Source organism: Belliella marina (genome assembly GCF_042682445.1).
In the GTDB taxonomy this organism is placed as follows: Bacteria; Bacteroidota; Bacteroidia; order Cytophagales; family Cyclobacteriaceae; genus Belliella; species Belliella marina.
This window is the reverse complement of sequence record NZ_JBHUHR010000045.1, coordinates 376,192-401,247: the sequence shown is the minus strand read 5'-3', so window position 1 is coordinate 401,247 and position 25,056 is coordinate 376,192. Positions and strand designations below refer to the sequence as shown.

The 25,056-nt window shown below is 41.4% G+C and carries 26 protein-coding genes; 8 read left to right on the top strand and 18 right to left on the bottom strand.

The annotated features are described in order from the left end of the window. Positions 1-6: 6 nt before the first annotated feature. Positions 7-2,202 carry a fasciclin domain-containing protein gene (locus tag ACFSKL_RS18665; protein WP_376888254.1) on the bottom strand — a complete coding sequence of 732 codons (2,196 nt, stop codon included), beginning with the start codon at positions 2,200-2,202 and terminating at the stop codon, positions 7-9. A 752-nt stretch (positions 2,203-2,954) separates the two neighbouring features. On the opposite strand from ACFSKL_RS18665, the gene ACFSKL_RS18660 reads away from it, so the two are divergent. From ACFSKL_RS18660 to ACFSKL_RS18640, 5 genes are all read left to right on the top strand, one after another. Further along, positions 2,955-3,521: a Crp/Fnr family transcriptional regulator gene (locus tag ACFSKL_RS18660; RefSeq protein ID WP_376888252.1), complete on the top strand. Its 567-nt coding sequence runs from the start codon at positions 2,955-2,957 to the stop codon at positions 3,519-3,521. Between the two features lie 311 nt (positions 3,522-3,832). Next, the gene (locus ACFSKL_RS18655; RefSeq protein WP_376888251.1) at positions 3,833-5,209 is read left to right on the top strand and encodes a TolC family protein; all 1,377 of its coding nucleotides are present in this window, start codon (positions 3,833-3,835) and stop codon (positions 5,207-5,209) included. A gap of 232 nt (positions 5,210-5,441) precedes the next feature. Next, entirely contained in the window at positions 5,442-6,416 is a 975-nt protein-coding gene (locus ACFSKL_RS18650; RefSeq protein WP_376888249.1) for an HlyD family secretion protein, read from the top strand. Beyond that, positions 6,406-7,566 carry an ABC transporter permease gene (locus ACFSKL_RS18645; protein ID WP_376888248.1) on the top strand — a complete coding sequence of 387 codons (1,161 nt, stop codon included), beginning with the start codon at positions 6,406-6,408 and terminating at the stop codon, positions 7,564-7,566. Before ACFSKL_RS18650 ends, ACFSKL_RS18645 begins: the two co-directional genes overlap by 11 nt. Positions 7,567-7,716: 150 nt before the next feature. Beyond that, complete coding sequence (locus ACFSKL_RS18640) at positions 7,717-8,733, top strand: LacI family DNA-binding transcriptional regulator (protein ID WP_376888247.1); 1,017 nt, start codon at positions 7,717-7,719, stop codon at positions 8,731-8,733. Between the two features lie 86 nt (positions 8,734-8,819). On the opposite strand, the gene ACFSKL_RS18635 is transcribed toward ACFSKL_RS18640, so the two are convergent. Both ACFSKL_RS18635 and ACFSKL_RS18630 read right to left on the bottom strand, forming a co-directional pair. Next, positions 8,820-9,320, bottom strand: a complete 501-nt coding sequence (locus ACFSKL_RS18635) for a YdeI/OmpD-associated family protein (protein WP_376888246.1) — start codon at positions 9,318-9,320, stop codon at positions 8,820-8,822. Positions 9,321-9,336: 16 nt separating this feature from the next. Continuing rightward, a complete protein-coding gene (locus ACFSKL_RS18630; RefSeq protein WP_376888244.1) occupies positions 9,337-10,776 on the bottom strand; it encodes an amidohydrolase in 1,440 nt (479 codons plus the stop codon). 183 nt (positions 10,777-10,959) lie between these two features. On the opposite strand from ACFSKL_RS18630, the gene ACFSKL_RS18625 reads away from it, so the two are divergent. Beyond that, positions 10,960-11,631: an alpha-ketoglutarate-dependent dioxygenase AlkB family protein gene (locus tag ACFSKL_RS18625; protein WP_376888243.1), complete on the top strand. Its 672-nt coding sequence runs from the start codon at positions 10,960-10,962 to the stop codon at positions 11,629-11,631. A 3-nt stretch (positions 11,632-11,634) separates the two neighbouring features. Here the strand turns inward: ACFSKL_RS18625 and ACFSKL_RS18620 are convergent, their stop codons facing one another. The 15 genes from ACFSKL_RS18620 to ACFSKL_RS18550 all read right to left on the bottom strand — a co-directional run bounded on the left by ACFSKL_RS18620 (position 11,635) and on the right by ACFSKL_RS18550 (position 21,039). Next, positions 11,635-12,258: a hypothetical protein gene (locus ACFSKL_RS18620; protein ID WP_376888241.1), complete on the bottom strand. Its 624-nt coding sequence runs from the start codon at positions 12,256-12,258 to the stop codon at positions 11,635-11,637. Positions 12,259-12,393: 135 nt separating this feature from the next. Continuing rightward, positions 12,394-13,347 carry a TolB-like translocation protein gene (locus tag ACFSKL_RS18615; RefSeq protein ID WP_376888239.1) on the bottom strand — a complete coding sequence of 318 codons (954 nt, stop codon included), beginning with the start codon at positions 13,345-13,347 and terminating at the stop codon, positions 12,394-12,396. A gap of 116 nt (positions 13,348-13,463) precedes the next feature. Further along, entirely contained in the window at positions 13,464-13,772 is a 309-nt protein-coding gene (locus tag ACFSKL_RS18610; protein WP_376888237.1) for a DUF1801 domain-containing protein, read from the bottom strand. A 62-nt stretch (positions 13,773-13,834) separates the two neighbouring features. Then, positions 13,835-14,293 carry a GyrI-like domain-containing protein gene (locus ACFSKL_RS18605; RefSeq protein WP_376888235.1) on the bottom strand — a complete coding sequence of 153 codons (459 nt, stop codon included), beginning with the start codon at positions 14,291-14,293 and terminating at the stop codon, positions 13,835-13,837. Positions 14,294-14,345: 52 nt separating this feature from the next. Then, complete coding sequence (locus ACFSKL_RS18600) at positions 14,346-15,065, bottom strand: helix-turn-helix transcriptional regulator (protein ID WP_376888441.1); 720 nt, start codon at positions 15,063-15,065, stop codon at positions 14,346-14,348. A 4-nt stretch (positions 15,066-15,069) separates the two neighbouring features. Beyond that, complete coding sequence (locus ACFSKL_RS18595; RefSeq protein ID WP_376888233.1) at positions 15,070-15,429, bottom strand: DUF4180 domain-containing protein; 360 nt, start codon at positions 15,427-15,429, stop codon at positions 15,070-15,072. A gap of 18 nt (positions 15,430-15,447) precedes the next feature. Then, entirely contained in the window at positions 15,448-15,666 is a 219-nt protein-coding gene (locus ACFSKL_RS18590; RefSeq protein WP_376888232.1) for a hypothetical protein, read from the bottom strand. Beyond that, positions 15,663-16,583, bottom strand: coding sequence for a helix-turn-helix domain-containing protein (locus ACFSKL_RS18585; protein ID WP_376888231.1), 921 nt, complete (start codon positions 16,581-16,583; stop codon positions 15,663-15,665). The genes ACFSKL_RS18590 and ACFSKL_RS18585 overlap by 4 nt, the downstream gene beginning before the upstream one ends. A 638-nt stretch (positions 16,584-17,221) precedes the next feature. Then, complete coding sequence (locus ACFSKL_RS18580) at positions 17,222-17,434, bottom strand: DUF4287 domain-containing protein (protein WP_376888230.1); 213 nt, start codon at positions 17,432-17,434, stop codon at positions 17,222-17,224. A gap of 54 nt (positions 17,435-17,488) precedes the next feature. After that, the gene (locus ACFSKL_RS18575) at positions 17,489-18,451 is read right to left on the bottom strand and encodes an SRPBCC domain-containing protein (RefSeq protein WP_376888229.1); all 963 of its coding nucleotides are present in this window, start codon (positions 18,449-18,451) and stop codon (positions 17,489-17,491) included. After that, entirely contained in the window at positions 18,448-18,774 is a 327-nt protein-coding gene (locus tag ACFSKL_RS18570; RefSeq protein ID WP_376888228.1) for an ArsR/SmtB family transcription factor, read from the bottom strand. The genes ACFSKL_RS18575 and ACFSKL_RS18570 overlap by 4 nt, the downstream gene beginning before the upstream one ends. Before the next feature lie 442 nt (positions 18,775-19,216). After that, on the bottom strand, positions 19,217-19,861 hold the full coding sequence (locus ACFSKL_RS18565; RefSeq protein ID WP_376888226.1) for a YdeI/OmpD-associated family protein: 645 nt from the start codon (positions 19,859-19,861) through the stop codon (positions 19,217-19,219). A 2-nt stretch (positions 19,862-19,863) separates the two neighbouring features. Then, the gene (locus tag ACFSKL_RS18560; RefSeq protein ID WP_376888225.1) at positions 19,864-20,241 is read right to left on the bottom strand and encodes a DoxX family protein; all 378 of its coding nucleotides are present in this window, start codon (positions 20,239-20,241) and stop codon (positions 19,864-19,866) included. Position 20,242: 1 nt separating this feature from the next. Beyond that, the gene (locus ACFSKL_RS18555) at positions 20,243-20,710 is read right to left on the bottom strand and encodes an SRPBCC family protein (protein ID WP_376888223.1); all 468 of its coding nucleotides are present in this window, start codon (positions 20,708-20,710) and stop codon (positions 20,243-20,245) included. A gap of 8 nt (positions 20,711-20,718) precedes the next feature. After that, a complete protein-coding gene (locus ACFSKL_RS18550; RefSeq protein WP_376888221.1) occupies positions 20,719-21,039 on the bottom strand; it encodes an ArsR/SmtB family transcription factor in 321 nt (106 codons plus the stop codon). Positions 21,040-21,756: 717 nt separating this feature from the next. On the opposite strand from ACFSKL_RS18550, the gene ACFSKL_RS18545 reads away from it, so the two are divergent. Beyond that, positions 21,757-24,186 carry a penicillin acylase family protein gene (locus ACFSKL_RS18545; RefSeq protein WP_376888219.1) on the top strand — a complete coding sequence of 810 codons (2,430 nt, stop codon included), beginning with the start codon at positions 21,757-21,759 and terminating at the stop codon, positions 24,184-24,186. Continuing rightward, entirely contained in the window at positions 24,183-24,563 is a 381-nt protein-coding gene (locus tag ACFSKL_RS18540; protein WP_376888218.1) for a hypothetical protein, read from the top strand. The genes ACFSKL_RS18545 and ACFSKL_RS18540 overlap by 4 nt, the downstream gene beginning before the upstream one ends. The last annotated feature ends 493 nt before the right edge of the window (positions 24,564-25,056 follow it).

Genomic DNA, 25,056 nt, shown 5'->3' with positions numbered 1-25,056 from the left:
GTTTCCTTATTGAGATTTTAAAACCCTGTCAATTTGATAGACAGCCCCATCCATATAGATTTTGGGGAACTCACTGACTACGTTGGCAATACTTCCGTCACCAGACTGAAGCTGCAGGTTGTTTCCTTTGTCGATCAGTTTGATCTTCATAGGGACATTGCTTTCCAATTGGGAAGTCAACATTTCTCCTTCCACCCCAAAACCAGGGAATGGATAATCATTCAGGGAGTTGATGGAAACTGGCACGAAATAATACTGAAGGTAGCGGGCTAGTTCTGATTGGTCTGTCGGTATAAGTCCTTCCTCCAAAGCCTGTAATATTGCCTCGTTGGTAGGGGCAAACAACACATAATTATCCCCAAACAGGAAAGAGAACTCGTCGTTGATATTGATCAGGCCAGCCTGTGCCAAAAGCTTGGAGAATTCTGAAAATTCCCGTATCGTGCTGGTGCCAGAGGTGGCAGTGGCAATAATATATTTGAAGCTGCCTTCTTCCCTGATCAATGAGGTTTCTACACTATACACCTTTCCATTAATCCATGGTCCTTCGATTTCCACGGCAGGAACAAACGTCCCTAAGTTATATGTATTGGAAGATGCCACTCCTTGATCAGTCACATAGAGATAGCTGAAGGGGTTTCTCGTCCTATATACCGCCTTGCCGCCTATTTCCGTGATCCGCTCTGATACAATATGGTTTTCTACAAACAATGCCATGGCCCTTTGGCTCATAGGAACAAGTATGCCTTCGGAATTTTCTACCTGGACCGACTCATCACCAAAAAGCAATGGGTGGCCTGCATCCCAGAAAATTTCGCTTCCACCATAGATTGTGTTGCTTACCACATCATCTGAAGCCACAAAAACCGTAAAGTCTAAAGCATCACTGTTAAGTGCCTGCAAGACATTTGATCCATGGGCCATTTGTAGGAACATTTTGTTGGCAGGATTTTTCAATAAGGGGCCAGCTACACTATGGAAGAGAGGTGGAGCCACTACACTTTCCAGCCCATAATAAACACCATTGGAACATATTTTCTTATCCTTAACATCCTGATAAGGGTCAAATTGGATAACATTGCCATAGGAACTTCTAATTGAACCCCTTGAGATTTCCGAAGGAAACACTACCGACCCACGATATACATGGTTATTCAATAGAAGTGATAATGGAAGGAAATTTACATCCGAGAGTTTGGTGTAGTGTTCTGCCCAATATTCATTGAAGAAACTGGTCATGGCCGAATTATTGGGAGCAAATACATTGAAGGCTATTCCTGAGAGTTGCGGTAGATTGGCATAATCGGGAAGGCCTCCTTCTCCATTGTAAGACCATTCGGATGCAATCTGTGGAAGTCCTGTATGTGACATCACAAACAAAGAGTCTCCAGGGGCAGCATAGTCTGCAGAGGTCTTCTCATCGTACCAGAATGTGCGGAATCGGTCGTAGATGGAAATAAAACTGGAATAATCCGGTGCATTTTGAAGCTCCTTATGGACCGTTTCCAGTGGTTCTATGACTTGGTTGATGATATGGATGTATCCATTGTCCGTAGGTATTCCATAATTTGTCACAGAGGCATTGGAAACATTGAAACCTCCTCCTTGGCCAGTCCAAGTGCTTCCCGGATAAAAGTACTCATAGTTGGACTGGGCGTCTATACTTTTCGAATTGAAGTGATAGCTGGATAGCACAGGGAGAAACCGCTCTTTATGGAAGACTTTTTTGTCCCTGTTTTCCACTGGATCAAATACCACCGATAGTGTGTCCCTGCTTTTGGTTCTATGTTTGAAATAGAACCCTGCGGAGGCGGGTTGTTGGAAATCAGACCCTTCTGGCTGGTAATTGGCAAATCGCTGCTTGTCAAACGCATAATATACCAAATGGTATCCAACAAGTTTTCTGATTTCTGCACTGGAAAGTTGGTCAATGGAATTTAGATCCATTTTTTGTAAATACGCTTTGAAGGCATCATCTGTCGGGGCCATCACGGTGATTACCCCTTTGCCTTCTACTAAACTCGCAAAACCGGATCTTTCAACAGCTTCGAGAAATATGCCGAACTGTCCCTCTTCTTCGAGGACTTCCCATGCATTTCCCCGGAGCCATTCCGGCCGTTTGTAATGCTCTTCATAGCCAAACTCCTTGCAGCTGAACAGCAGCAACAGCATGGCCATAGAAGAAAATAGATTCTTGGTCATTGTACTTTTGGGTTTTTGTTATAAATAAAATTGAAGGGCAATAATTAAATAAGTGTGTGGTAATGTTTACAATCAAAAATTTAATAGTGTAAAACGAACACTTAATGAAGTAATATTTTTACATAGGCTATATTTTTAGAATTAACATTTGTAATATATCCCTAGGTCAAAATATAACCTACCTGTTGTATCCTGTAGGGCAGGATACAACAGGTAAGTTTACCATGTTTTATATTACAATATTTACTTGATTTATATGAATATTAATAAATTGTGTGTGAAATGTTTAATAAACTGTTAGATAATGCTATTCTAATCCGACTAATTGTTGAAAAATAAATTAATTCAGGTCAAAAATGAAAAGTGTAGAATATACATTTGTGCCAAATAGTGGCTTTGTGTTGGGTATAGATAATATTTTTTGATTTTTTGAAGACTATTTTGAAATATATCTTCTACACTGGAGTGGGGCAGGAGGGATTCGATACCAAAGTTTAATTGTGGTTTTTTTTCTTCAAAGGAAGCGAAAAGGCTATGAAAAAAGAGTGAAGAGGAGGTGAAAAGAGAACAGGATACTTATGTTTCAAAAGTTTTTGGAGATTTGAAATAAGGAGTGAGAGTGCTGCTTCAAAATCTTGCCGGTAGTATTGCACTTTGTCTTTTTGGATGTATGGGTGAGGTTCGCCAAGAACTTTATCTGTATATTTGGAATCTATAAGTACATCCTTTTTTAACCCGGATTAAGATCTCATATGACCTTATTGAATTATTTGGACCAAATTGTAAGACTTTCTGATGAAACCAGGCAAGAGATGCTCCTCAAGGTGTCACTGGAGGAGAAGCCCAAAGGGAATATGCTCCATCAAGCAGGGAATACCGCCCGCTTGATATATTTTATTGAGAAGGGAATGGCAAGGGTGTTTTACAGCAATCAACACGGCAAGGAGATTACCTATGGTTTTTACTCTGAGGGAGATATGGTGACAGTTCCGGAAAGTTTTTTTGAAGGTACCCCATCCAATTACTCCATAGAGCTTTTGGAAGATTGTGTTTTATACAGTCTGAGTAGGGAAGGTTTGGATGATATGCTCTCCAAATTCCCTGAAATGGAGAAGGTGAAAAGCCACTTTCTTTTGCATTTTTTGTTGAAGTCAAGTCACAGGATTGTAGCCTTGCAGTTTCAAAATGCCCAGGAAAGGTATGATACTTTGCAAGAAAGACAGCCATCCATTATTTTGAGGGCTCCTTTGGGGCATATAGCCTCTTATTTGGGGATCACACAGGAGACCCTCAGTAGAATTCGTTCCAAGAAACAATAAATGTTTTCAAGTTTCGCTTTTTGATTTAGATCAAAAGAATCCACAGGTAGCCAATCTAATTTTGCATCGTTGAATGAATTTCAGTCAAGAGGTTTCTTGAAGGTGTTTTCACAGGAATGGTTGGAGAATGGTTGCCTTATGCCCATCAAGTAGAAATCATCCAAAGTATTGGATGTTGGTGGGTTCTTTTGCTTTCCAGACAGCTGGGTTTAGTGTGTTTTCTTGTCAAATCTTCCTTTGGACACCTCTGTTGACGTATCAGGGATGACGTGTCGTTCAACTTTTTCCGAAAAATAGAACACAGAATGACTATGGATAATTTTAAAAGAATTGCAAAGACCCTCATGTTGCTGATGGCATTGACAGGCAGTCAGAATGCAATGGGGCAGGAGCGTTGGACTTTTGGAGAGCTGGCAGGGCTGGCAGAGCAGCGCAGTCACCAAAAATCACAGATGGATTCCCAGTTGGAGTTGGTGGAGGTAGAGAAGCATATGTTGAAATCGACCTACCTGCCCAAACTGGAGCTGTCAGGTGGGTATGCAGCATTCCACTCTGATATGGAATTGCAGACGAGAAATATATTAACTCCGCATCTGGCTCCAATTTGGCCTTTGCTGGGGCAGCTTCCCGTCCCCATATCTCCTGAGATCATTCCCGAAACAAGCAGTTTTTCTATGGGGAATACCTATATGGGAGCCAATATTTCAGCTAATATGGTTTTGTTTTCTGGGTTGAAGGTTCCCAGATATATGAAGGCTTTGGAGCAAAAGGAATCCGTCATCAAAGCTCAAAAAGAGATGCATTCTGCTTCGCTATTGTTGGAGTTGGCTTCTTACTACGACCGAGCACTGCTGATCAGGCAGTCTGAGGAGGTGCTCGCCAATGCTGCCGAAAGACTGGATAGGCAGAAATTGGCTGCTGAAAGTGCATTTGGAAATGGGCTTATTCCTAGGCATGAGCTCGAAAAAATCTCCTTGGCAATGTTGAAGCTGGAGGCAAAACAGGAGGAACTCTCCAACAGCAGGTCTATTTTGGAGCAGAAACTTTCTCAAATGACAGGGGTGGATGGGCTTCGCTTGAACCAGTTGGAAATCAATTCAGAAGAGAGGGATGTCTTATTGGAAGGAGGTTATGGGAATAGGGCTGAGCTGAGGGCGCTCCATTCGGCATACGAAGCCGAGCAGTGGAAATATAAGGCAATCAAATCAAATCATATTCCCAAAGTGGCGGCATTCTCCGGGCTTCGCTACGATCGGGTAGGCAATGTCACAATCTATCCAACTGGATATGTGGGTGTAGGTCTCAAATGGGAGATTTTTGATGGACTTCATACGAACCATGCTTCCAAAAAAGCCAAAATTGAGCAAAAGATGCTTACCGAAAGGATTGTTGAGACAGAAGAATTGTTGGCATTGGCGGAGGAAAAATCCATGCAGGATTACAGACAGGCTGGTGTACAGCTTAAACTCTCCCTGAAAGCAACGGAAATTGCCGGTAAACAGCTAGAAATTGCCAAAAAAGAATTCTCCTTGGGTTTGATCAAACTTTCGGAATTGCTCACTGCCGAAAGTGACTACCAAGAGGCCATGTTGGAATGGACCCAATCTCTCTATAACCAACGCCAAGCAGCTTTGAAGGTGCTGGAAGGAAAAGGAATGCTTAGCCTGGATCAGCTGGCCATTCTATAGGAAGGTTTGATTGCCTTATGCACATGGATAGACATCCATTCAATTTTATGATTATCCGCAATGATACCAGTAGTTAAATTATCCATATGAAATCATGCGGATAATTCTCAACTACGCCACAGTCGCGCAAGCTGTTGACGGGTATCCGCAACTTATAAAGCCACTTCTTACCCAAGGTGCAACATTGCGAATACTCACATATTCATTTATAAAGACTTAAAAGAAAAATATTATGCAAAGTATATATCAAAAATCAGGCATTTACCTCTTGTTGTTGGGGTTTGTCGCATGTACGTCTCCTCAGGAAGAGATCTTGGAGGGACGAGTGAAAAGAGAGACCGTCACTGTCGTGACCAAATATCCCGGCAGGGTGGAGAGGATGTACGTCCAAGAAGGGCAGGAAGTTGGTGTAGGGGATACTTTGGCGGTTTTGGATTTTCCTGAAGTCAAAGCGAAGCTCTCACAGGCTGAGGGTGCACTGGTCTCTGCAGAGGCCCAATACAGGATGGCACTTAACGGGGCTACACATGAGCAGCTCAGGCAGGCTGTAGCTAACTTGGAAGGATATGAAGAGCAGTACCTGTTTGCGGAAAAATCCCACAGGAGAATGCAATCAATGTACAGCGATTCCCTGATTTCGAGCCAACAATTCGAAGAGGTGACTGCCAAATACAAAGGAGCCAAAGCCCAGTATGATGCAGCCCAAGCCAAATTGGAGGAGGTGAAAAAAGGAGTCAGAAATGAACAGGTGCAAATGGCATTGGGACAATACGAACGAGCAAAAGGAGCTAGGGATGAAGCCAATGTGGCATGGGCAGAAAGGTACGTCACCGCACCAAAGGCATTTAGGGTAGAGACCATTGCCGTCAATGAAGGTGAACTTGCAATGGCTGGTTATCCGATGTTTACAGGGTTTGACAATGAAAAGGTATATCTCAGACTGACTATCCCGGAGACCATGGTTGGGGATTTTCGGATAGGGAGGGAACTGCAAGCTATGGGAGTGTTGGCTGGACAGGAAGTGTCTGTGCGGGTAGCATCGATCAAGCAGCTGACCAGGTATGCAGATAAAACAACCAATTATCCCGGATGGGATCATGACCAAAGCCAATATGAACTGAAGCTGGAGCCTCAGGGAAAACTGGATTCAAAGAAGTGGCTTTCAGGAAGCCGGGTGCTTATAAAAGAGATTGAAAATGCAAAATAGATTTTTGGGTTTGATGAAAAGAGAGCTGAGCTTATTGAGATCCAACTCAGTAGTCCTCGCCATATTCTTTGGGGCGCCATTGGCGTATGGATTGTTGTTTGGGTTTGTGTATCAAAAAGCCAAGCCCGAAAACCTACCCATATGGGTGGTGGATGAAGATAACAGCATTTTGTCGGATAGGATTATCGAATCCTTGGATGATCAGGAGAACCTGAGAGTGTCTAAAGTGCTCACTCAGGGGGTGGAAAGTAGAAATGCATTTACAGAAGGGGGGATCCATGCCTTGGTATGGATACCGGAAGGTTTTGAGAAAGGGATCTACAGGCAGTCTGGTCCCGAGATAGTGGTAGAAGTAAACACTGCCAATATCCTGACTGCGAACTACGCCTCCCGAGGAATTCAGGTGGTGTTGGGTACACTCAGTGCTGGGATTGAGATTCAGTCTTTGCTCAAGAAGGGCATGTCCGCAGACATGGCGATGCTTCAATATGAGCCATTCAAAGTCAACTATGAGAGAAAGTTCAATCCATCGGCAAACTACCTCAGCTTTTTATGGCCAGGGATGTTGGCTACGATCCTTCAGCAGGTGTTCTTGCTGGCGATGGCCCTGAGTTTTGCCCGAGAGACCGAAGAAGGTACTTTGGGGGGATTTGTATCTGAATCAGGAAATGTATTCAATGCAATCGGGATCAAATCCCTGTTCTTTTGGTTACTTGGCGGGATTGTATTGGCAATGATGGGAGGGATGTACGCCTATTTTCAGGTTTTCATCCAGGGGACATGGCTCCAGTTGGCGGTATTGGTTGCGGTGTTTATCGCTGCAGTTACATTTTTGGGGATTTTCGTTAGTATTTTGATTCCAAGCCAATTGAAAGCGACAGAAATTCTGATGGTCATAGCGACTCCAAGTTTTGTGTTGAGTGGTTTTACCTGGCCCCTAAGCGAAATGCCCCAATGGATACAGGCTGTTGCATCCTGTATTCCCCTGACACATTTTCTGGAAGGCTATAGGAATGTCACAGTATACGGAGCGGGATGGGATGTGCTTTGGCCGTCGATTGGTGGATTATTGGCAATAGCTTTGGTGTTTTTGTCTTTGAGTATCCTTGGGCTCAGGTGGAGGCTGCGCAAGGTGGTCGGAAATGGCTGATGGTACTACGATATGAAACCTGAAGTGCTTGGTTTACAATCAAAAACTAGATTGAAGGAAAAAGACTGTTGGATTAAGCCTTTTGGGCAATGAAGTAATTAAAACAAATTATATATTGCGGAAATCGTATGAATATATAAGTTGCTAAAGATGAAAAAGAAGAAAATATCAATAGCCGATATTGCCAAGGCAACAGGCGTATCCACAACTACAGTTTCATTTGTCATCAACAAGAAGGCCAAAAATAATGTAAGTACGGCGGTGATCGAAAAAGTGGAAAAGTATATCAAAGAGATAGGCTACAAGCCAAATCTACTTGCCAAGGGGCTTCGGACAGGGAAAACCAACATCATAGTCTTTATGGTTGAGGATATCTCAGATCGGTTTTTTTCCAGTATAGCCAGGCTGATGGAAGAGAAGGCGTATAAAAATGGATACAAATTGATATTTTGCAGCACTGAGAATGATACAGAAAGGAGTAGGGAGTTGTTGACGCTTTTTAAGGATAGACAGGTTGATGGGTTTATAATTACCCCACCGGTAGGTTTTGAAGAAGAGGTGAAAACACTCATTGAAGAGAAGATTCCAGTCGTATTGTTTGACCGGTATTTTGAAGATATAGAGGTAAGTCATGTGGTGATTGACAATATGGAAAGTATGTTCAAATCCGTCAATTCTGTGTTTGGGAAAGGTTGCCGGAATGTTGCGTTTATCACTACAGACTCCAAACAAAGCCAGATGATGGGCAGGCTTAGTGGATATGAAAAAGCTGTTCGTCAACATGGAGCCCCCAGGTTGGTCAAGGAAATACCATTTTTTGGTGTAAAGGAGAAGTCGGCCGTAGAGGAGATCCAATCTTTTCTTGATGCCAACCCTGGGTTGGACGGAATGGTGTTTTCGACCAACTATTTGACAAAGGCAGGTCTTAAGGTTTTGAAAAATAACAAGATATCAATACCCGGGGACATGGCAGTTCTAAGTTTTGATGATGACGAACTTTTCGAACTCTACACCCCGACAATATCCGCATTGTCCCAACCGGTAGAATCTATAGCCGACAAGCTGATGGAAAGCTTATTGAAGCAGCTGAATGGAAAAGCGGAGAAAGATGCTATTATCCAAACGGAGCTAATGGGAAGCCTTATTGAGAGAGAATCCACTGGCTGAAAAGTGACTGGAAGATGAAACATTGAAAGAAAACGGAGGGGATTGTTTTCAGGAAATCAAGTTTTAAAATTCACTGACTGATTTAGTCAAGGGGAATCAGTCTCTATAATTCCCCTTTTAATTCTGCTTGTGATTTTATCTAGCGTCCTTACTATCCGTTCTACTTTCGTTTTATCGGTTTTTGCAGAGTATATCCATTCTATCATGGACTTTTGTTCTCCATTCGTAAAACTTAAAAAGGTTTCATATGCGTTCGGTTCCTCTAAGAGACAGAGTTTGAGCTCTTCGGGTATTTCAGAAGGCAGGTTGTCTGCATATAAGATGATGTGGACAATATCTCCTGCTTTTTTATTTATTTTCTTTCTGATCTCTGCCTTGACGGGCAAAAACAGCATGCCATTGCCCATTGGTTGGAGATTATAGCTGCCAAACTCAAAACTGTCAATCTTTCCCCTGACCCTAACCCAACCAAAATGTGAGTTCTTGCTTGGGGGGATTTCTGGGATTCTTGCAAAAGTCCAGCCTCCCTTACCTTGAAATTTTTCTAGTAAGTATTCTTTGTCAACCAATGGGGTTTGTTCTTTCATCTATTTGCTATGCATATTAGTTTTTGACATTGTAGTCGAGAGGGACTTTCTTGTCTCCCACAAGGGCTTCATACTTCAAATCCCCAAGCCGTTCCTTGAATTCATTTGTCGCTTCTTTGATCAGCAATGGGTTTAATATCAATTCCTTACCGGTCAAAGCCATAGTCTTAGCTGCCAACATCATACCTTTGAATCCAATGCTCATCCCGTCTGCCGCTACGGCTTGCCATGTATGGGCTGCTGTACCCGGTACCCAAGTGGCAGTACCCAAACCTACGGTTGGGACTACATAGCTTACATCACCTACATCTGTAGATGCCGGAAAGAAGGTCAGCTGATAGGGTTGTACTTTTTTAGCAGATTCCAAAGGCGGGATGTTTTTGGAATTATAGGTTTTTTGGATTTCTCTGCCAAACTCCATTTCTTCCTCATCATATTCAACCCCTCCCAATAAAGAGAGGTTCTTATGCATCACCTTTGCCAAGGTTTCATTGGGAAGTAAACCATACAGGCCAGAGGCCAATTCAATATCTACCCTTGTACCAGTGCCCATGGCGGCTCCTTCAGCCGCTTTACCGATTCTTTCCCACATATCTTTAAGTTCCACAATGTCTGGATGCCTGATCATATATTGCACCTCGGCATAGTCTGGAACCACATTCGGTGCCAAGCCTCCGCTACTGATTATATAATGGATTCTACTCTCTTGGTCTACGTGTTCTCTCATCATGTTGACCATCATATTCATGGCTTCCACTGCGTCCAAAGCAGACCTTCCCCTCTGGGGAGAAGCTGCTGCATGAGCTGTTTCACCATGGAATTTGAACCTGCCTCCAATGACAGCATTGCAGCTTGCAGCATTTGCGGCATTTCTATCTGAGGGGTGCCAGTTGATTACAGCATCGACACCATTGAATATGCCGTCACGTGCCATATATACTTTTCCACCACCACTTTCCTCCGCCGGAGTGCCAAAGATTTTTATGGTTGCTTTGATATTATTGGCATCGATCCATTCTTTTAATGCTGTGCCGGATGCTACTACAGCCGTCCCAAAAAGATTGTGTCCACAGCCATGGCCGCTTCCCCCTTCCACGATCACGGATCTGTATGGTACAGCATCTTGGGACATGCCCGGCAATGCATCATATTCAGCCAAAAAACCAATGACTGGTCCTTCTCCTGTGCTGTATGTGGCTACAAAAGCTGTAGGCATACCTGCAATGTCAGTCTCAACATCAAATCCAGAGGTGGTCAATTCGTCAACAAGGATCTTGGAACTTGTATATTCCAAAAAACCCAATTCAGGATTTTCCCATATTTCCCTTGCTGCTTTAGAAAATCTCTCGGTGTTGGCATCTAGAATCTTTGTGATAAATACCTGGTCTGATATTTCTTGGCCATGTACAAGCATGCTGAGAAACGTTCCGAGGAGGCAAAGTATTGATCTTTTCATAATTGTATATTGGGGTTAATAAGTAGGTAAAGAATATCGTAGTTAGGGTATTAAGATAAGTAATGTTTTCAGGAAATAAAATCCCGTGGTTTGCTACTTAAGAAAATAAGGCAAAATTTTTAAATTTGGAAATTCAGTAACTTTTGGGCTGTACTTATTGTATAATAGGGCAAGCTGTCCAAAATGATTACATACCGTGCGGATATTTTGGGCGTAAATATCAAAAATGAAAGGATGGATTTATTTGACAATCACTTTGGCAAATCGAAGAATTTGTTACCTAAAGATGGGACAGTAAACTATTATGGCGTCATATTTCCAGCCCAGGAAGCCAACCGTTACTTTAATGCTCTTTTGGACTCCATAGCTTGGCGCAATGACGAAGCGGTTATTTTTGGAAAGAAAATCATGACCAAACGAAAAGTGGCTTGGTATGGAGATAAGCCTTTTGAATATACCTATTCGAACGTCACCAAAAATGCACTTCCATGGACTGGTGAGTTGCTGCAATTAAAGGATGTGATTGAAAAAGCAACCGGAGAAACTTTTAATTCCTGTTTGCTGAACTTGTATCACAGTGGTGAAGAGGGGATGGCTTGGCACAGTGACGGGGAAAAGGACCTGAAAAAGGATGGAGCCATTGGGTCATTGAGTTTTGGTGCTGAGCGTAAATTCGCCTTTAAACACAAAGAGACCAAAGAAGTAATCTCCCTCGTATTGGGACATGGCAGTCTTCTGGTCATGAAAGATAAAACACAGACCCACTGGTTGCATCGTCTTCCACCATCGAAGCTAATCAGGCGTCCAAGGGTGAACCTGACTTTCAGGACAATCGAACTCAGGTTAGTAGACTAGGTTTTATTTTTGTAACCGATGATAGCGCTTCATGCTTATCCGGATGAGAAGTGCTGCCAGACCAATCAGAAAACAAACCCCAAACCAAAAAATGGGGTCATAACTATCATATAAGATTCTGTAGATAACTGTAAACAGAAACATAAGTCCCCCTGTACCTACCCATAACTTTTCATTTTCCAAACGGTGCTTTGGCGTTTCGTTATATGGTAGGTTAATCAAAATGCGAAGTTCTTCCCAATGCCAAATCAATAGGCCCAAACCAGTGATCAGCATCATTCCGGTGATGACAGATGTATAGCCAAAATCCATTGAAATGGTAATTATATAGATATTTACTATGATTGGTATAAAGAGAGCTAATCCAAGTTTTGCAAATCGCTGTGTCATCAGCAATAGTCCGGCCAGCAATTGTGCCCAACCTAAAAACTGCCAATAGATACCCGTCTGAAACATCGTTTCAAAGAAATGCATGGCTGTCCCAAAAGAGGCATCTTCATGGCCGATAGTAGTGAATCTTTTGCCTTTGATCTTGATGATGCTTGCAAAAACAAAACCACCTCCCAATAGAAACCGGGTATAGACCACAACCAATTGTGGCCAAAATCTGGATTTGAATTCATTCATGTGTAGATAATGCCTGAATAGGCAAAATGTTACAGTCCATGAAGAAATAATATTCCAATAATTCAAGCGGAAAAAAAGTAGATTACAATGCTGATACCTGATTATTGAGGTTTTTTGTTAAAAGCGAATTCTCTTTCATCTTTCGGGCTTATTCACTTTATACTTCACCTTATATATTTTGCTAAGGCCATTTTCGCTTTCTGTGAGATAGCTTTTTAGTGATTCGAAGTTTTCAAAAGTTCTTTTTTCTATGTTGTTTCGACGGCTTGTGAAGTACAATATTTCATTTTCCTCATCATAAAAAGGGCAGTATTCCATAAATTTCGTATTGATCCCACTACCCAAATTTTCGGCTTGCGTCCAGTTGTTGTTTATATCCTTCGTCGAAATATATAGATCCCCACTGCCAAACCCATCTTCACTGTTGTATTTTGTAAAGATCAAAAAGTCTTCGTTTTTGGAGACAAAAGCATTGAATTCGTACCCGGGACTATTGATTGCCGAGTCTAACAAGTGCGGTTGAAGGTAAATCCCATCTTTGAACTCGCTAAAATAGATGTCATCTTTTCCCATTCCGGATGGGGAATCCAATGTAAAGTAGAGATTGCCATTTTTTGATACCGAAGGATAAAATTCGTCTTGTCCAGTATTGATAGGTTCTCCCAGATTGATGGGGATAGACCAAGGTGATTGTTTATCAGCCCTTTCGATATACCAAATGTCATAATCTTTTTCTGTATTTGAGGTGTCATTTAGTGGCCTGTTGGAGGCAAAGTATAACTTTGTCTGATCGGGTGAAAGAAAAGGCTCCAAATCAGAAAATTTATTTGAGAAAGCCATCAGCTCAGGAGAAGTCCATTCTCCATTGGTTTTCTTCATATAAGCAATTTGAGAGATTTCTTGGAAAGGGCTTTGTATGGTAAAATAGATCTCGTCGTTGGCAGATGAAATACAAAAATCCCTTAGATTCACAAACTCATTTAACTTGTCGTGCGCAATTTCAACCCTTTGGATTTCTTGGGCGAGCACATTTGTGAGCTGCAGGCATAAACATGCCAAACAGAGGGTGATTTTTGAGTTTTTTTTCATATTTGTTGATTCTGACCTGATGCTTACAAACAGCTTATCTATAATGTCTTTACCAATTGTAAAACTGGGTTTGGGGAAAGTCATGGCTGTTACAATGTCTTTTTATAGGACTGTTGCTAGACTTTAACCACACCTTCTTTGTACAAATCCAATGCTTGTTGCAATATACATTTTATCTCAACGATCGGTAAATCTATGTTAGGGTTTACTCTAAAAATCTTCATCCTTTTGCGGTCTCCTTCCTCCAATTGAGGGTGGTCAAGATGTTTTCCTTCTACCATAAGGATGTAAGGTTCGTCAGTCTTTTTATCAGTCCAGAGGTAACAAAACATCTTCTTTTTGTAACAGAAGCAGGGCATTCCCCACTTCTGTGTTTCTGAGATGTCTTTGTCTTGGTCCAGAATAATACTTCGGAGGGCAAGCATACAGCTTTTGTTGGGCTCTTCTTTTGCCAGGTAGTATTTATGAAGTTCTTGAACTATGGTTTTTATTTTACGGCTATCAAGATATCAACTTCTGCATTTGCAGGATTTTGGGCTTTGGGGCCATATACTTCGAAATCAGTCGAGAATTGGCGAGACAACTCTGAATTCCAGATTTTCAGCCATTCATTATAGACAATGTTGTCCTGAAGGCTTCCCGTTACAGTGAATTTTTCATAGGTAGTTCCTTCGATATTTTTACTTACCATTCCTTCTGGTACATTTTCGGTTGAAGTTACCTTGCAGCCTAATATGGTCGTGTAGGGTAGGGTATGGTCTTTTTCATATTCTGTATATAGACAATAAATCGCATTGTCTATTTTGTTGAGGATTTTTTCCAAAAAGCCTTCTTCCATAAACTTCTTCCATAGATTAGGAATATCCACAGCTGATTGGTTATTCTCATTGGTCGTCCTTACCGAAATGCCAATGACCTTGAAGGCCTCAATTTTCACTTTGCTCATTTTTTGTTTTTTTATAGATGAACTACAAAATTATGATACCCCTGTGACAGCCCTATGGCAAGGGTGTTGGAGAATATTTTTCCGTACAAATCTCAAAATATTCCTTCAAGGTCATCTTGTGTGGTTCAAACTTATCAGAGAGTATTGTCAGGCTTTGTATTCTGTCCAACCGAAATACCCTGAAATCTTTCCGCAATTTACAATAAGCAATGAGTAGCCAATTGTCCTGTGTGCTATATAACGCAAATGGTTCAATCTTCCTCTGCGTTTTTGTCTTGGCCTCATCTGTATAGATTATTTCTATCAGGTAGAAATTTGTCAACGCATATTGCAAGTCAGATAGATAGTTGCTTGTTTTTTCATCATTGTTGTTTTGTCTAAAATGTATCCTCTCGGCAAGCAGGTTTACTTTGTCATTTGTATGGTGTCTTAATACGGATTTGATTTTTGTGATGGCTTCTGTATATTCTTTGATGAAAGAGGTGTCTTTGTTTTTCAGGACCAATTGTTCTGCTGTAATCAATGCACTCGCCTCACCCTCTGTAAGCATGACAGGAGGGAGTCGGTAATCTTCCATCAATGAATAACCTTTGCCTTCTTCCGTAAAAATAGGGACACCCGCCTGCTCCAAAGCTTTGATGTCCCGATAGATGGTACGGGCACTTACCTTGAACTTGTCAGCAAGTGATTTGGCAGTCAAAAGTCTTTTTGTTTGCAACTGTGTAAGTATTGCAATCAGCCTAGGGATACGTTTTGTGTCGTTGTCATTCATTTGGTTATCTGGAAGTGTTTTTGATGGCATTTTCCAAGGAACTTGCAAAGTTGACATGATTGCCTTTGTTGCTTTCAAAGATAAAGTCTTTCAAGCTTTTGCTGGTGTATGGGGAGAAGTCCCCAACTATTGTCAGACGGACGCGGTAAGTCGAAAACTTCTGGAGGATCTCTCCGGCAATCCCTGTCTTTAGGTCGAAGAAATTGGCATTGATGTCTTTTTGGTGGACAATAATCCTGTCAAAACCTTGGTAATAGAGATTTCCCAATAAGTCTAATCCATCCTCGGTATTGTTTATGATGACTTCTTCCGAAAGTACTTCTGCAATTTTTGTGTCGTTTATCTGGTGTGTTATGATATTCATTTTCTTTTCTGTTTAGAATCAATCCGGCAATTCTTCGCAATCAAAACCAAGGACTGCCAGTAAGTTGATGATCTTGGATTTGATTTCTTTTGGACTTTCTACCCTTAGGATATTGTCGCAGTCTTCAAGATCAAAGTTCCAACCCACTTCACCAATCAGCTCTGAGAGGTAGGGCTTCAGTCGAATGATATCCTTTTGGTATTTTACTGAAGTTTTAAAAACATAAATCATTTTCATGGATTTAATATGGTGAGTCCATCTAAACTTGCCTTTCCATTTTTAAGGAATTCATATGTCATCTTATCCGCTTGACAGTCGATAAATTGAATTCCTTTTAATTTCCTGCCTTTAAAGAAGGTATTGATAAGCTTAGCATTTTGGAAAGTTACTTTTTTGAAGCTGCAGTTGTCGAAGTAGCAGTTGTCTATCGTTCCATCAAAGATAATGTCTTCAATCTGCATTTCTACAAATGAAGTACGGAGCCAGACTGCGCCTTCAACGTGATTCCTTATTAGGGAACATGACTTTAGCTTTACGTCAGCTAGATTGGCTTCCGAGAAATCACAGCCTTTGATGTAGTTCCCTGAGAATTCCGATTTTTGTAGCGAGCAGCGATTGAATTCGTTGTTCATCAAATGGGAGTTTTGAATGTGACTTTCTTGTATCTCAGAATTTGAGAAGTCACATCCCTCGATATTGTTGGCTTTAAGTTGAATCCCGGACAATTCAGAACCTATGAATTTACAACGTTGCATATTGGAAGCGCTGAACTTATCTTGAAGGTTTTTCAATCCCGAAAAATCAGCATCTACCCAATTCCCCCTTGACATATCCCAAAGGGGCTTTTTTTCTTCCTTGTTGCTAGACAGATTTCCCTTTTCAGATAAGGGGGTTGTAGTTTGTTCTGCTGATGGCTTGTTGGGCTCATTTCCTTTGTTTCCAGTAGCAATGCGTTCTGAAAAATAATTTAAGTCAACACCAAGAATATCAGCGATTCGATTAAAAGTAGTGATGTCGGGCATTGACTCACCACGTTCCCACTTTCCGACTGCTTGGGGACTAATGAACAATTGTTCTGCAAATTGGGCTTGAGACAAACCTTCCTTTTTTCGGGCTTCGGCAATTTTGTTGCCAATCATTTTTGTACTTAACATATGGTTTTTTCTTAAAATTCGATACCCCAAAGGTAATTTGGGGCATCGCTAAGTAGAAAATAAATCCAAACACTTGCAGTTGTATGTCCGCTACTTTTTGTTGTTTTCAGCAACAGATGGTGGTTTTGTAATAATTGATGATTATCCGCTTTTTTAATGAGTGACGAAACAAAATGATATGTTTTAAATCAATAGAAGCATTGATAACTTATCGGCCAATAACCCTTGTGTGCCGAGGCGTAAAATAACGATTATCCGCGAGAACCAGACCTTTAATGCCTCACACCAGGGGGAAATCCATTGCCTTTAAGTGAAGACTTTAGTGTTTTTTCTTTGTGAACTTGGTGTTTTTACATTGTGATCCTAGTGGTAAAAATTATAACCACTAAGATCACAAAGTTTTTCACAAAGAACACTAAGTCTCGGATGCACTTTAGTCGCCTTTAGACGAAACCAAGCCTTTCGGTCTTTAGCCGGTAGTAGTTTAGTTTAGCTTCTGGTGTTATTTCGGATAATCATATCTTGAATATCCAAAACACTGTACAAATTTCAAAATACCATTGGTTTTACCCTAACAACAAGATCAATAAATTACAACACATAGCCAGTTTGCTTAAATGGATGAGGGGTCAATCCTATTATGCTGTTTTCCCTTTTAGGGATGCATAGATAGCCATGGCATGCCCATGGCCCAATTCAAATTCTTCTTTCAGCCAATTGGTGATTTGGGTAGCTTTTACCGAAAGCTCTCCATTTTGGATAAACCCTTTTTCCTCTGCCAGTTTTTTGAAGTCTTCAGGTGATTTCCCTGTCTTCTTTTGAATGTTGTCGATATATGCTTGAAATGACATCGTAGTTAGTATTTATTGTTGTTCAATTTATGATTTTTTCTTCTTTATATGTGCTTATTGGTTTTGGAAGTGGATCATCCAATTTATGCCATATTTGTCAGCAAAGCTTCCAAAATAAGCACCCCAAAACATGTCTTGGATTGGCATTTCAATGTTGCCGTCAACCGACAATTCATCAAATAGGCGTTTTGCTTCTTCTCTTGTTTCAGGTTCAAGGTTGATGTGCATGTTGTTTCCATTATTGACGCTCATTCCAAATTCCTTTGGTGCATCTGTTCCCATCAGTATATGGCCACCTAGAATCGGAAGTTCTATATGCAAGACCATTTTTTTGACTTCCTCTGCAACAGGTGGCTGGTTTGGATCTGCAGGAATATCTTCAAAACGCTGTATACCGTTGATGAAATCACTTTTGAATACCGTTTTGTAAAAATTGAATGCTGCTTCCGTATTGCCGGGGAAATTTAAATAGGATGACACCCTTGGCTTGTTGTTGGGTTTGTTTTGTTTTCTGAGATAAAACTGGGAAGCAATGTATTGGTCCAGGTTCTCAAGTCCCGCAGTAAACCCTTCTTTGAAGCCCATTTCGATTACCTTTTCAAGATCATCTAAGGTTTGAAAGGATAATAAAATGTCGACCATTGTTCCTTGGTCTTGTTCTGTAAAATTGTTTTCCCATTTGTTTCTTGGCAAAGCTGTATTTGGGTTTCCGTCTGCATCAGCAAAGCCGTCATAGGCTGAAAAGTGTTTTTCAGGATTGATGGTAAGGTAGTCCACCCTTGCCCAGTGTTCTTCGTTTTCAGGGCCTACCATTGCATAGTGCCAATGCCCGCCTTCCCTAAAATCCATGGATTTTGTCTTGGCAACCCAAGGCTTGGGTGCCCACCATTGGTCAAGGATATCGGATTCTGTCCAAGCTGCCCAAACCAAGTCGATGGGTGCGTTGAAAGACCGTTCTACTTTGATTTGGTTGTTTGCTTTGTCAACATCGAAGTTGAATAAGATTGCTTTTTTCATTTTCTGTTTATTTTAAGTTGTTCCAATACATCGTCGAGTTGGTTGAATCTCTTGGAAAGCAGTTGTTTGAACTGCTGCAACCATTTTTCAATATCTTTCATTTTATCAGCATTTAAGTGATAATGAATTTCCCTTCCGAGTTGCTCTTGCTGTACTATTTCACACTCTGTGAGTATTTGTAGATGCTTTGAAACTGCCTGTCTGCTGGAATTAAAATGCTCGGCAATGGCATTGGGTGTCAATGCGCCAACTGTCAGCAACATGATAATCGCTCGCCTTGTCGGGTCAGCAATCGCTTGAAATACATCTCTTCTAGTTTTCATCTTTTTTTATTTGCTACTATATGGTTGCTAATTTAAATGCAATTATTTGATTGCGCAATAGTTTCCGGGATTTTTTTCTTTGTAAACTCGGCGTTTTTATTGACTGAGCCGACTATTCGGTTTTACACGGCAACCTACTTCACTTTTTCAATCCGCAATATCCCAATATTACTTCATAAAAAAGTTCGCACCTTCTTTTCGTAGTTCTCACCATTTAAAACCGTTCCTGCCTGCCGGCAGGCAGGTTGACAAAGTGAGAATAGTCGAACTCAGGTTATCAGTCTTTAGCCGATAGTCGTTTAGTCACTTGATGGCTTAATCCACGGTTCAGACGGGAAATTATATTTACCCAAAAATCCTGTATGGTTAAAGTATAACAATATGCCATAGTCAAATTAGATCCGTATATTCCAGATCAATTTAGGGATTGGGTTTTATCCGTTTATACATTTCTTTTGTAATTATCATGTAGGCCCACTCCATCCAGGATCTGCTGTTTAAGCTTTTCAATTCTTCCCAGTCTTGTTTGGCTTTGTTTGGGTTGTGAAAAATGGATGATGTAACCCCTTTGCCTCCCGGGAGTCAAATCATAAAAGGCTTTTTGGAATGCAGGATCATCTTCAAAGACCTGTAATAATTCTTCAGGTATAGGCTCGGGATTCTTTACAGTTTCGACCTTCTTTCCGCTTTCCTCGATGGCTATGGCTTCTTTTATATAGGATCTTAAAATGTCTTTTAAATCGTTGATTTCCTTGGCATCGGTAAACCTGATAATTCGGGCTGACTGGATATTCCCTTGCTGTGAAAGGATATTATGATTGTCAGTCAGGATGGCTCCTTTGTAAAAACCTATGTTGGCGGATTCTTTCAGGGCATTTACGGTCACTATGTTTTTTCCCTTGTGTGTGTATACCGGTACTCCCCATTTTACCTCTTCTTTCAAGCCTGTTTCTAGGACGATCTGTCGGAGCCTTTCCAATTCTTCTGTCCAATTCAGCACTTTACATTGGGGAGTGCCTCCATACTTGCAACGCATGCAGCCATCTACCAAATATTTATCTACCTGTGGATTCAATTCTATTTTCATGGTCAATTCTTTGGGGTTTTACGATCTGCTGGTCTGAAATACCAGGAAACAACAGTCAAAACGAGCAGTAGGGAAGGACCAATATATTCTACTGCCGCATCACCAACTGCAAGATGTGTGAAAATTGCACCTGTCATCAAAAAGAAAAAACCCGCATAGGCCCATTCTTTGGCTAAAGGAGATCTAGGTACAAGTACCGCTATGACCCCAAGCAGTTTCCACACACCAATTATGGTGAGAAAATAGGCAGGATAGCCCAGTTCATTCATTTTTTGGACTTCTTCTTCCATTCCGATTATTTGGACGATACCCGTCGAAACCATCCCCAAACTTAGCCAAATAGTAGCTATCCAATATATTATCTTATCTCTCTTTTTCATTTTATTTTAGTTGGCTGATTACTTTTTGAAGTTTGTTGTGGGCCATATTGATCCCCTGTGCAAAAGGCAATTTGAGCATATTGTCTCTGTCTTCTACTGATTTGAAAATGATTTTCATCGTCAGCTTACTGCTCTCCTCATCAATTGCCTCAAAATCCAAAAATTCAAGTTGGACAGGAAATGGTGTGTTTTCCATTTCAAAAGTCCTGGTGATGTTTTGGTTTTCTATTACCTTATGGATGGTGCCGTTGGCGCGGAATAGGGTATTGCCCTGTTGGTCTTTGGTTTCAAATTGATAGCTCCCATGTTCTTTGTTTTCCAGTTTCAAAACGCTGTTTCCCATCCATTGCTCCACAAGTTCGGGAATCGTGTAAGCCTTGAAAAGCAGGTTTACTGGCAAATCAAAAGTTCTGGTTATCAAGATTTCCTGCCTGTTGTTTTCGGCTGTGATTTTTGTCTTTTTTTCCATATTGGAGCTTAGTTTGGTTTGTAGTTTTTCATTACCTGTTCCAATTTGTTAAATCTATCATCCCACAGCTTTCTGAAAGGTTCAATGAAATCTGCGATTTCTTTCATCTTATCGAGATTCAGATGGTAGTAGATTTCACGGCCCTGTTGCTCTTGCTTCACCAATTCACACTCGGTGAGGATTTGCAGGTGCTTCGATACAGTTGGTCTTGCAGTGTCAAAGTTGGAGGCAATAATCCCCGCTGTCAATGATTGTGTTGTCAGCAAAAATAGTATCGCCCTTCTCGTAGGATCTGCAATAGCTTGGAATACATCTCTTCTTAAATTCATCTGTTTTTGTTTCGGTCTAAGCCAAGTGACAGCAACCAGAACCAGTTGCGAAGTCACTTGGCTACAAATATACGTGTAGCTATATAGCTACGCAAATTTATTTTTGATTTTTTTGATAGGGGTTTTGCCTGCGTGAAGCAGGATAGATTAAGAAAGAGCAGCGTAGAGGATTTTTTATGTGGTTATACACATTTTTGCCGGTAGCCCTATAGACCATCCTCAACAAAGGATCTATCCAATGGAAAAACTGAAGTAGGAGTCTGTCCCGCAGTGTCCCATCCTGAAATTAGTTGACACTTTTTTTATACTTGCGCCCTCGTTTTAGAGGCAAGTCATATCGACCGCAAGGGAGATATCTCACTTCGCCTCCCTATGGAGAGGTGAATTCGATATGACCCTGTCGTATTTCAGAATTGCGGGGAGATTTCTTCCCGCAATCCTGCGTGACAGGCCTCACTCCACCCTAATAGAGACATGTTCGAAATGACCTCCAAGTCCCCCAATCTTCCAATCTCCCAATTTTACAATCCCCATTCCCCCAATCCCCAATCCTCAATCAACTATTCCCCAACCTTCCAACCTTCCAACCTTGAAAACTTTCCAACATAACCCCAATCTTCCAATCTTTCAATTCCCATTCCCCAATCAACCTTTCACTCGATTTACTATAAACTAATCTAATATTTTTTTTAAATTACCTGACAATTTGAAATCTATATGAAATACATAGGCTTTGCCCTTTCATTGATAATCACTATTTCACTTGGTGTTGCACTTTCCCTCCAGTTTGGCTCAGTCCCTCCGTTGGGAAAATTACTGGATCCATACCATGGCTTTTGGCAAAATGCGTACGCTGAGGACCAACTTATCGAAGAAGAAATCATCATTCACGGACTTTCTGCACCTGTGACGGTTGATTATGATGAGGAATTGATTCCTCACATTTATGCCCAAAATGAAGAAGACCTTTATCGAAGCCAAGGATATGTGACCGCCAAGCACAGACTTTGGCAAATGGAGTTTCAGACCATGGCGGCGGCAGGTAGGATATCAGAGATTGTGGGAGACATTGCTTTGGACTTAGATAGGATGACGCGGAGAAAAGGACTTCCCTTCGCCGCTGAACAAGGGCTTCAGTATTTGGAAACCAATGACCCGGAAACACTGAAACTGCTAACTGCATACGCAGATGGAGTCAACCAGTATATCCATGGCTTGTCCGATGCAAGACTACCCATAGAATACAAAATACTCAATTACAGACCTGAAAAATGGTCTGCCTACAAGTCAATATTGTTGTTGAAGTACATGGCCGATATGTTGGTCGGGGATAGGGATCTGGAATATACCAATCTGAGAAATGTGCTGGGAGAGGAATTGTTGGATAAGCTTTTTCCACTTTTTCCCGAAGAAAATGATCCTGTAATCGAAGCTGACAAAGCCTGGCATTTCGAACCGCTTCAAGTAAATGTCCCAGATAGCATCAATTACCCCGATGGGAACATATTTGTAAAGACCATGATCCAACCGGAAGAGGGGATAGGATCCAACAACTGGGCCGTTTCAGGTACGAAAACACAGAGTGGAAAACCTATTTTGGCAAATGATCCGCATTTGGGCTTGAATCTCCCGTCACTTTGGTATGCCATGCAGCTGAGCACTCCCAACCATAGTGTAAAAGGGGCGACCTTACCAGGTGCTCTGGGGATAATTTCCGGATTCAATGAAAACATCGCTTGGGGTGTGACCAATGCAACTAGAGATACTCGGGACTGGTATGCCATCCAATTTAGGAAGGAAGATAGGACAGAGTATCTTTACAATGACCAGTGGATCCAAAGTACTTTCAGAATTGAAGAAATCAAAGTAAAAAACCAGACCAGCTATTTTGATACCATTGTCTATACCCATCATGGTCCTATCGTTTATGATAAGAATTTCAGGTCAAAACGCAAAGATGTAAACTTCGCATTGAAGTGGACAGCCCATTTACCTTCCAATGAACAGAAAACGTTCCTGCTCTTGAACAAGGGGCAAAATCACACTGACTACATAGAAGCACTCAACTATTATACTTCTCCAGCCCAGAACTTCGTCTTTGCTTCGGCATCTGGGGACATTGCTTTGAAAGTCCAAGGCAAATTTCCCCTGAAATGGAAAAACCAAGGCAAATTTCTAATGGACGGAAACGATCCCAAAATGGAATGGAAGGAGTTTGTCCCGAATGAACATAATCCAGCCACCTTGAATCCTGTTCGTGGATTTGTGTCCTCTGCCAACCAGCATTCAGTAGATCCATCATATCCTTATTATGTATTTGACAATAGTTTCGAACATTACAGAAATAGAAGAATCAACGAAAGATTGGGATCCCTTGGGAATATTCGAATAGAGGATATGATGGTCTTACAGTTTGACAACTACAACCTGCATGCTTCCGAAGCACTACCAACCATGTTGGAAATGGTGCAGGAAGATAGCCTTCAGTTCCGAGAGGCCGGTCAAAAAGCAACCATCAAGGAGCTGATGGAATGGGATTTTTATACCAACCCGGAACAAACAGCGCCCACGTTATTTGAGCTTTGGTGGAAGTACTTGAACAGAAGCATTTGGCGGGATTTGATCAGTTTGGATCAACCCATCGTATTGCCGAATAAATATCAAACAGTAAAACTTTTGCAAAATGAGCCTGAGTCCAATTTGTTTGACATCAATGCAACCGAGCATGTGGAAACAGCCAGGTTTCATGTCTTGGCAAGTTTTGACTCGATGATAGTTCAGCTAGAGAAGTTCAAAGAAGAAAAAGGGGAATACAATTGGGCATCTTTCAAAAATACAAGCATCCAACATTTAGTCCCAAATTTCAAATCATTTTCCCACGAAGGGGTTTACACAGGTGGAGGTGCCGGCATTATCAATGCTACATCAGAGCGGCATGGGGCAAGCTGGAGGATGGTAGTGGAACTTGGGGAACTGCCAAGGGCTTTCGGGATTTATCCGGGGGGGCAATCAGGAAATCCTGGCAGCAGGTTTTATGACAATTTTCTCAAGAAGTGGGCTAATGGAGAATACATCAATTTCAATCTGAGAAAAGAAGGGGATAGCCAAAACCTAATGTTTTCCACAACCCTAAAACCAAAATCATGATCCGTTTTATCGCATTACTTGTACTTTCATCCTTATTTCTATTGATCCTAGGACCATTTTTCCCTTATCCAATCATGATGTTGGGTGTTTTTGTCCTGTCATATTTGGTTGGAGGAAATGGCCTGATGTCATTTTTAGCTGGCGGCATTTCATTTGGTTTGGTTTGGTTTTTCCAAGCCACATACATCAGCTTAGCCTCCAACTCATCACTGCCCGAAAAGATGGCCCAATTGATGGGGATTGGCGACAATAGCAACCTATTGTTTGTGGCAACAGGAGTGGTCGGATTTGTGTTGGGAGCATTCAGTGGATTGACTGGATCCCTGCTTAGGAATATTCTAAAGAAGAAAAGAGATCAAGGGTTGTATAGGTATTGATGGAGGAGCTAGAAATGAGAAGCGAGAAGCTAGAAACGAGAGACTAGAAACGAGATGCTAGAGACTAGAAGCAAGAGGTAAGAAATAAGAAGATTTTAGATTCAAGACATAAGACACAAGAGCTAAGATGCGAATTAACATTCTAGATTGCCCTGAAAGGGCATTTGATCTAAGCATCGGGTCATGACCCGATGTCAAAAAATGATTCGATTGAATATTTGCCCTGAAAGGGCAAATGAAAACAATTCGGCATTCAAGAAGAAGGCAATGAAAAAAAGTGTCAATTAATTTCAGGACGTGACAAAGACTCAAGAGGCGAGTGTGCTTTTTACTACTACGTCACCTCGACGATAGGAGAGGTCTCGCCCAGTCAATTCACAAAAAAGTAAAAACCGAACTAGGGGTCTGAAATCCAGTTCGAGATTTTTTCCCGCAATCCTACGGGACAGGCTCCACGCCTCCCTAAAGTAAGGTAAATTCGAAATGACCACAA

What these genes read in the sequence shown, in the direction of transcription:
- ACFSKL_RS18615 (WP_376888239.1), bottom strand. Translation starts at nt 13,347, where the DNA reads ATGAAAAAAAACTCAAAAATCACCCTCTGTTTGGCATGTTTATGCCTG.
- ACFSKL_RS18595 (WP_376888233.1), bottom strand. Translation starts at nt 15,429, where the DNA reads ATGAATATCATAACACACCAGATAAACGACACAAAAATTGCAGAAGTA.
- ACFSKL_RS18555 (WP_376888223.1), bottom strand. Translation starts at nt 20,710, where the DNA reads ATGGAAAAAAAGACAAAAATCACAGCCGAAAACAACAGGCAGGAAATC.
- ACFSKL_RS18580 (WP_376888230.1), bottom strand. Translation starts at nt 17,434, where the DNA reads ATGTCATTTCAAGCATATATCGACAACATTCAAAAGAAGACAGGGAAA.
- ACFSKL_RS18590 (WP_376888232.1), bottom strand. Translation starts at nt 15,666, where the DNA reads ATGAAAATGATTTATGTTTTTAAAACTTCAGTAAAATACCAAAAGGAT.
- ACFSKL_RS18570 (WP_376888228.1), bottom strand. Translation starts at nt 18,774, where the DNA reads ATGAAAACTAGAAGAGATGTATTTCAAGCGATTGCTGACCCGACAAGG.
- ACFSKL_RS18540 (WP_376888218.1), top strand. Translation starts at nt 24,183, where the DNA reads ATGATCCGTTTTATCGCATTACTTGTACTTTCATCCTTATTTCTATTG.
- ACFSKL_RS18545 (WP_376888219.1), top strand. Translation starts at nt 21,757, where the DNA reads ATGAAATACATAGGCTTTGCCCTTTCATTGATAATCACTATTTCACTT.
- ACFSKL_RS18550 (WP_376888221.1), bottom strand. Translation starts at nt 21,039, where the DNA reads ATGAATTTAAGAAGAGATGTATTCCAAGCTATTGCAGATCCTACGAGA.
- ACFSKL_RS18665 (WP_376888254.1), bottom strand. Translation starts at nt 2,202, where the DNA reads ATGACCAAGAATCTATTTTCTTCTATGGCCATGCTGTTGCTGCTGTTC.
- ACFSKL_RS18620 (WP_376888241.1), bottom strand. Translation starts at nt 12,258, where the DNA reads ATGAATGAATTCAAATCCAGATTTTGGCCACAATTGGTTGTGGTCTAT.
- ACFSKL_RS18575 (WP_376888229.1), bottom strand. Translation starts at nt 18,451, where the DNA reads ATGAAAAAAGCAATCTTATTCAACTTCGATGTTGACAAAGCAAACAAC.
- ACFSKL_RS18600 (WP_376888441.1), bottom strand. Translation starts at nt 15,065, where the DNA reads ATGAATGACAACGACACAAAACGTATCCCTAGGCTGATTGCAATACTT.
- ACFSKL_RS18655 (WP_376888251.1), top strand. Translation starts at nt 3,833, where the DNA reads ATGGATAATTTTAAAAGAATTGCAAAGACCCTCATGTTGCTGATGGCA.
- ACFSKL_RS18585 (WP_376888231.1), bottom strand. Translation starts at nt 16,583, where the DNA reads ATGTTAAGTACAAAAATGATTGGCAACAAAATTGCCGAAGCCCGAAAA.
- ACFSKL_RS18605 (WP_376888235.1), bottom strand. Translation starts at nt 14,293, where the DNA reads ATGAGCAAAGTGAAAATTGAGGCCTTCAAGGTCATTGGCATTTCGGTA.
- ACFSKL_RS18565 (WP_376888226.1), bottom strand. Translation starts at nt 19,861, where the DNA reads ATGAAAATAGAATTGAATCCACAGGTAGATAAATATTTGGTAGATGGC.
- ACFSKL_RS18610 (WP_376888237.1), bottom strand. Translation starts at nt 13,772, where the DNA reads ATGCTTGCCCTCCGAAGTATTATTCTGGACCAAGACAAAGACATCTCA.
- ACFSKL_RS18630 (WP_376888244.1), bottom strand. Translation starts at nt 10,776, where the DNA reads ATGAAAAGATCAATACTTTGCCTCCTCGGAACGTTTCTCAGCATGCTT.
- ACFSKL_RS18635 (WP_376888246.1), bottom strand. Translation starts at nt 9,320, where the DNA reads ATGAAAGAACAAACCCCATTGGTTGACAAAGAATACTTACTAGAAAAA.
- ACFSKL_RS18560 (WP_376888225.1), bottom strand. Translation starts at nt 20,241, where the DNA reads ATGAAAAAGAGAGATAAGATAATATATTGGATAGCTACTATTTGGCTA.
- ACFSKL_RS18650 (WP_376888249.1), top strand. Translation starts at nt 5,442, where the DNA reads ATGCAAAGTATATATCAAAAATCAGGCATTTACCTCTTGTTGTTGGGG.
- ACFSKL_RS18660 (WP_376888252.1), top strand. Translation starts at nt 2,955, where the DNA reads ATGACCTTATTGAATTATTTGGACCAAATTGTAAGACTTTCTGATGAA.
- ACFSKL_RS18625 (WP_376888243.1), top strand. Translation starts at nt 10,960, where the DNA reads ATGATTACATACCGTGCGGATATTTTGGGCGTAAATATCAAAAATGAA.
- ACFSKL_RS18640 (WP_376888247.1), top strand. Translation starts at nt 7,717, where the DNA reads ATGAAAAAGAAGAAAATATCAATAGCCGATATTGCCAAGGCAACAGGC.
- ACFSKL_RS18645 (WP_376888248.1), top strand. Translation starts at nt 6,406, where the DNA reads ATGCAAAATAGATTTTTGGGTTTGATGAAAAGAGAGCTGAGCTTATTG.